This window comes from Candidatus Marinimicrobia bacterium CG08_land_8_20_14_0_20_45_22, from assembly GCA_002774355.1.
GTDB lineage: Bacteria > Fidelibacterota > UBA2242 > UBA2242 > UBA2242 > 0-14-0-20-45-22.
In genome coordinates this window covers 1-6112 of the sequence record PEYN01000210.1, presented here as the reverse complement: position 1 = coordinate 6112, position 6112 = coordinate 1, and the positions used below count along the sequence as shown (strand labels likewise).

The window sequence follows — 6112 nt, the reverse complement described above, 5'->3', positions numbered from 1 at the left end:
GGGACGCTCTCCCGTAAAAGGATAAAGTTCATCCGCTCGGTTATTCTTGTCTTTTTTTTTGTGGAGCTGATGAGGATCGAACTCACGACCTATTGAATGCCATTCAAGCGCTCTCCCAGCTGAGCTACAGCCCCAAACCTTTAAAAAGCGGGTCAATTTTACGACAAATAAGCGTCAGAAACAAGCCCAAGTTTCATCAATGCGTAGGTTCTATTGTAAAACCAAGACCTTTCATGCGTTCTACAAAACTATTCACCTTCTGACGCATCGCTGGTTCGTCCTGTACCGCGTCATCCAGCGGGATTAATTCAAACTCGATAGGATTGACAACCAGACTCTCTTGGCGTTTTAATTCCTGTTCGTGTTGTTGCAAGTTCTTGATGATGTCAAGTATCGATTGTTTATCTTTATAAAATTCCTCGAATGATTTCCCTTTTGCTTCATTCGTGAACGACTGCAGACGTTCGGCCACATACTTCAGTTGAAAGCGAATCTTGGAAATATCCTCAAGCGGTTTATCCGGTTGATCGATCGTCGCTTTAATAAAACCGATATATTTCCCAATATATCCGACTCTTGCAACAGGAATTCCATTGATGGGTTCAAGATTTCTGGAATAACGGAAAGTCGCCGACATCAGCATAAAATCGACAGAGAGATTGGCTTCCATCAATCGCGCTTCGTCTTTCTGGTTCAACGCCGCTAAAACGACAATATAATCCGTCTGTTTTTTCAGTTCCGGCAAATATTTTTCCAACGCGGCTTTCGGATCGTTAAACTCCAAACCTTCGGCTACGTATTGCGGTTTTGAAGTAATACCGATTATGCCGATTCGTTTTTTATTCACCCGTAAAATTTTATACGGCGCAAACATCAACGCGTGCGTTTGGTCATCGATAACATTTGCCGAAACGAACGAGAACTTCGCCAGTGGTTTCAATTCCTGTAAGAATTCGCGACCGCCGAGAAAATCGTTTCCACCAAGATTTACCGCGTGATAACCGAGCAAATTATATGATTGAACAATGAACTCGCCCGATTCTAAATGCTGGTTCAACTTTGAAGGTTCATTCCCGAAGAACAGATCGCCCGCATCGAGTTTCAGAGTCCCGGGATTTTCCCGGAGATATTTCGTAAAAACCGTGGCTCTCCTGGCAAGACCGCCAAGACGACTGGTTCTTCACCCACAAGGTTCGACTTCGCCCTGAGTTGTCGCCGACATCAAAATCGAGAACTGTTCAGCGGCGATGAGTCCGCTTGCGAGTGTCAGCGATAACAGACAAATGAGAACCATCCTAAGTTTTTGGATCATTCTAACAACCTTAATTCAAATTATCCATCAATCTATTTTCTTGATAATCTTCTGGTTTCCAGAAAAATCTGCCAATGTTTTGCAACCAGTGCAAAACATCGTCAATCGAAGCGTTTCTTTGAAATGCCATATCGTTTCAGCAAGACCTTCGATTCCATTGTCGTGATGCACGCGTAAAAAAATCGCCGCAGAACCGCCGAGTTCCGCTCCGAGCGCAATCGCTTTGGAAAAATCAATCCCATTCAGGATTCCGCCGGAAGCGATCAGATGAACGCCTTTTAACTTCTTTGCTTCGGTGATGCAATCGGTCGTCGGATTTCCCCATTCGAAAAAATCCTCAGCCGTTTTGCGATCAAATTCGTTCTCGATCCGTCGATGTTCGATACGCGCCCATGAAGTTCCGCCTGAACCAGCAACGTCGAACCATTCAACTCCGATCTTCTGAAGCCTTTTAATGACATCAACGGACAAACCAAACCCGACTTCTTTAATGATAATCGGCAGTGGAACTGTTTCTTTTAAAATTTCGATGGCGCGACTCACGCCGCGAAAAGCGGCATGACCTTCCGGTTGAAGCGCTTCCTGAAGCGGATTCAGATGAATGGAAAGCGCCGTCGCTCCGATCTCTTCCATGACGCGATTCAATTTAACCGTATCAATTCCGACGGACAATTGAGCCGCTCCAATGTTGGCAATGATTGGAACATCGGGCGCAAATTCACGAGAAATCCTGTAAGAAGATATGCAACGCGGATTTTCCAAAGCCGGTCGGATGCTTCCCAAACCCAGTGCAATTTTCTCGGCGTTTGCGACGATTGCTAAATCTTTGTTTAACCGTTTGCCGTCGCGTTCGCCTCCGCTCATCGCCGTAAATATCAGCGGTACATGCAATTTGTAACCCAGGAATTCCGTCGATGTATCCACGTCGGTCAGGTTCATTTCCGGAAGCGCGTTATGCACAAATCTGTATCGATCGAAACCCGTTTTTGTAAGTTGATACCGCATCGTTTCGTCAAACGCAATTTGCAGATGCTCTTTTTTGCGGTTGCCTATATTTTTCACGGTTGTTCGCATCGGCTGTTAATGTATTTATATCACTAAAATTTTCCAAGCCTCAAAATAACAAATCCATTCTTTGTTTATTTCTTGTCTTTGGAAACCATTAGTCCACCTGCGGTCTGGCAGGTCGGCATGACTTCAATCCTGTTAATGTTGACGTGTTCCGGAAGATTTACAGACCAGAACACGCACTCCGCAATATCTTCCGCTGTCAAAGGTTTGATGTCTTCATAAACTTTCTTTGCCTTTTCCTGATCACCTTTAAACCGGACAATCGAGAATTCAGTCTCCGCCAAGCCGGGCTCGATATTGGTAACCCGAACGTTCGTACCGGAAAGATCGGCGCGAAGATTGTGTGAAAACTGTTTGACAAACGCTTTGGTTGCGCCGTAAACATTCCCTCCGGCGTATGGCCAATTTCCGGCAATCGAACCAATGTTAATGATATGACCGCTGTTGCGTTTCACCATTCCCGGCAAAATTGCACGAGTGCAGTAGGTCAATCCTTTTACATTTGTGTCGATCATCGTGTCCCAATCGTCGAGGTCCGCCGTTGCCGCTTGCGTAAGTCCCATCGCCAAACCGGCGTTATTGACAAGCACATCGATCGCTGAAAACTGCTCCGGAATTTTGGATAAACTCTCTGTGACCGCCTGACGATCGCGAATATCTAATTTAATAGTCAGTACCGGCGTTTTGGGTTCGAATCGCTTCTTCAGCGTCGCTAATCGTTCTTCTCTCCTGCCGACCAGTATCAATCGCCAACCGGCTTCCGCGAAACGGATTGCGCATGCTTTTCCGAATCCAGAAGTCGCGCCTGTAATTAAAATCGTTTTCATAATTTTAAAACCTCCTAATAACCACGAAGACACGAAAGCACTAAGAAAAATAAATCATAAATTTTATGTTTTTGAGCCTTTGTGGTTTACTCTCAATCATCGTTCTCACTTCACTAAAACCATCTTTCCCGTTTTCTGAAATTCGCCCGCTTCCAGACGGTAAAAATAGACGCCGCCGCTGACCGGTCTTCCAAAATCATCTTTTCCATTCCAGACGACTGATTTATATCCGGCATTCTCTTTTTTCTGAACCAGCAGACGAACCGGTTTTCCCAGCATATCGAAAATTTGCAAACGAACGAAAGCATCATTCGGCAGATCGTACCGGATGGACGTCGTTGGATTGAACGGATTTGGATAATTCGGATAAAGCGCAAAACGTCTCGGTAATGCTTGCCGAACATCAATCCCTGTTCCGCTAACGACCAGATGGAAAGGTAAATTGCCGTTCGCCCCGGTTTTTAAACCATCTTTATCGACCGCCTCGACTAACCAGTAAATTTCTGAGTCATTTTCAAGTAAAACGACTACGGAAGTATCCGGAATATTTTTGATATAATTATACTTCGTGCTGTCAGACCAATCTTTAGAATAAACCAACTGGTATGTTGGAAAATCCAGCGGATCGGGATCGCTCGCCGGATGCCAGACAAAGGTCGCATTCACGCCGGACTGCGATTCATTAATCGGGCTAACAGTCGCAAACGCTTTCGGCGCTTCCGGATAAGCGTCGGTGTAAAATGTCAATGTATCTGAAAACGAATATGCGCTATCGAAATCGACCGTCTGAATCGTCCAGAAATACTGACTGTTGTCTTTCATGCGTTTACTTTTCAGCGTATTCGTGTCGCATTTCGTCGTGTAAATTCTGGCGCCGTCTTTGATCCAGTAGTTGTGAACATACCGGATTTTATCGTCGGGATCGGGATCGATGCCTTTCGTCCAATAAAATTTCGGAACGAGGTCTTTCTCAACGCTGGCGTCCGTCGGTGTGATCAAACTGACCGGCAAAGGCGGTTCGTTTTGCTGATTGATTATGAGACGGACAAAACCTTCGCTGTTTTCCGTTTTCGCTCCGGATCGATCGATAGCATCTACTTTCCAGTAATAAACCGAATTATCGTTCAACGGCTGAGTCAATGCGCACGATGTCGCCGTTCCGGAATAAACGATCTGCATATCTGTAATAACTTTCCCAATCCTGAGTTGATAAGTGATTTCGTCGCCGACATCCAGATCGGACGATTCATTCCAGCAAAAAGTCATCAGCGGCGATTCGCTCAGATCGTTCGGATATGGCGAGATCAGCGTGAACGTCTGCGGCGGAGAATTTTTACTGTTGATGTTAAATGTCCAAATTGCCGAACGCGACGTATCGGTTAATGTGACCGCTTCGACCATCCAATAATAATTTGCATTCTCAATCAACGCCGTGTCCGGTTTGTAAAAGTTCGTATCGACCAAAGCCGGCGCGACATCGGAAAAATCGGAGTCAGTATCAATAAACAGACGGTAAGTTTCAATTCCTACATTTGTCAATTTTTGATTGGATGCAATCGTTGGAATTTTCATGCCCTTAGGAATAAACGATGCCAAAACATCGCCGGCTTTTATCTGCTCCTGCTCGGTGAAAATCCAGAAAAAGAGTGGCGTCTGCGTCGAAATCTGAGACAGATTTTCCGGAATAACCAGCGGAAAATCGCCATTCAGCGGATCGCCAACTGATATGAGCGCAGTTCGGGAGGTCGAATATGAAACAGCGGCATAATTAACCGTCAATGTCACGGTGTAAATCCCTTTTTCCTGATAGACGTGTTTCGGATTGCTCTCGGAACTCGTTTCTCCATCGCCAAATTCCCAAAACCACGAACAGTTTTCCGGCGCATACTCAACCATTTCATTAAACTCGACGGTTAGTGGCGCATTCCCGGAATACCTATTAGCATCGAACGCCACAACCGGCTGATCCAATTCAACAAATTTAACGGCGTCAAAGACGATCTTTTTCCCTCTAACTCCCGTGCCGTCGCCAAGCCGGATATTCTGCGTGCCGTCATTCTCAAAAATGTATTTACCGAGCGAAACCCAATTCCCGGCGGCAGTCGCCTGATCGATCCAAACTTCCGACATTCCGTCGGAATGGTTCACGACATATTTAGCAGAGTCAGTTTGGTTGTCAGTTGATGGAATATATACGAAAACTTCGTAGAAACCGGTTTGTGGCAGGTTCGGCGTCCAAACAGCATAACCAGTATCTATTACCGCGTCTGCAGTCGTGTAAGTCCACCAAAAATGATTATTGTATCCGCCGGTTTTCTTATCCCGCCAATTTGCCATCGTGGACGGCGCTTTCGCGTGCAGATAAAAACCGTTATTGATTTGGAGATCGTCGATCAGAGTATCGGCGGGCGCCGGTTTATGACCAGTTACTGAAATACACCACGGAATTCCCGAACCGGCAGATGCGAGATTGACATTTCCATGATTATATCCCGGCCAATCGTATTTCGCGCCGAACCCGTAATAGTTGGGATAGCCGGGCTTATTTTTATCGCCGTACGGATCGTTGAAAATCATCGTATGCTGACCTTCGACAACGCCTTTTCCGAGAACCAAATGACCGGAAGATGTCAACCAGACGCACATCGTGTACGGACGACCATTGGCGATTTCAGCTGTGGCAATATTCCAGGTTGTCGTTGTTGAACTTGGCCAAATCTGAGTAGCCGTCAAACCGTGAAATTGATAATAATTTGCCATCTTAGAATTTGGAGTTCCGCCGGTTCCCCACATGTAACCGTAGCCGCCTTTTCCCGCAGTGTGGCCATTTGGCGAAGATGCGGAGTTATAATCGGTTTCCCTGTACATATACCGCTCGCAGACATATCTTCCCCAATTATTG

General features: G+C 45.8%; 4 protein-coding genes and 1 tRNA gene. All 5 read right to left on the bottom strand.

The features are described from left to right. Positions 1-58: 58 nt before the first annotated feature. Positions 59-134, bottom strand: a tRNA-Ala gene (locus COT43_11820). Positions 135-196: 62 nt separating this feature from the next. Continuing rightward, on the bottom strand, positions 197-1057 hold the full coding sequence (locus COT43_11815; protein ID PIS27188.1) for a hypothetical protein: 861 nt from the start codon (positions 1055-1057) through the stop codon (positions 197-199). Positions 1058-1339: 282 nt separating this feature from the next. Then, on the bottom strand, positions 1340-2386 hold the full coding sequence (locus COT43_11810) for a type 2 isopentenyl-diphosphate Delta-isomerase (GenBank protein ID PIS27187.1): 1047 nt from the start codon (positions 2384-2386) through the stop codon (positions 1340-1342). Positions 2387-2451: 65 nt separating this feature from the next. Further along, complete coding sequence (locus COT43_11805; GenBank protein PIS27189.1) at positions 2452-3213, bottom strand: NAD(P)-dependent oxidoreductase; 762 nt, start codon at positions 3211-3213, stop codon at positions 2452-2454. Positions 3214-3315: 102 nt separating this feature from the next. Next, complete coding sequence (locus COT43_11800) at positions 3316-6078, bottom strand: hypothetical protein (protein PIS27186.1); 2763 nt, start codon at positions 6076-6078, stop codon at positions 3316-3318. Positions 6079-6112: the final 34 nt, after the last annotated feature.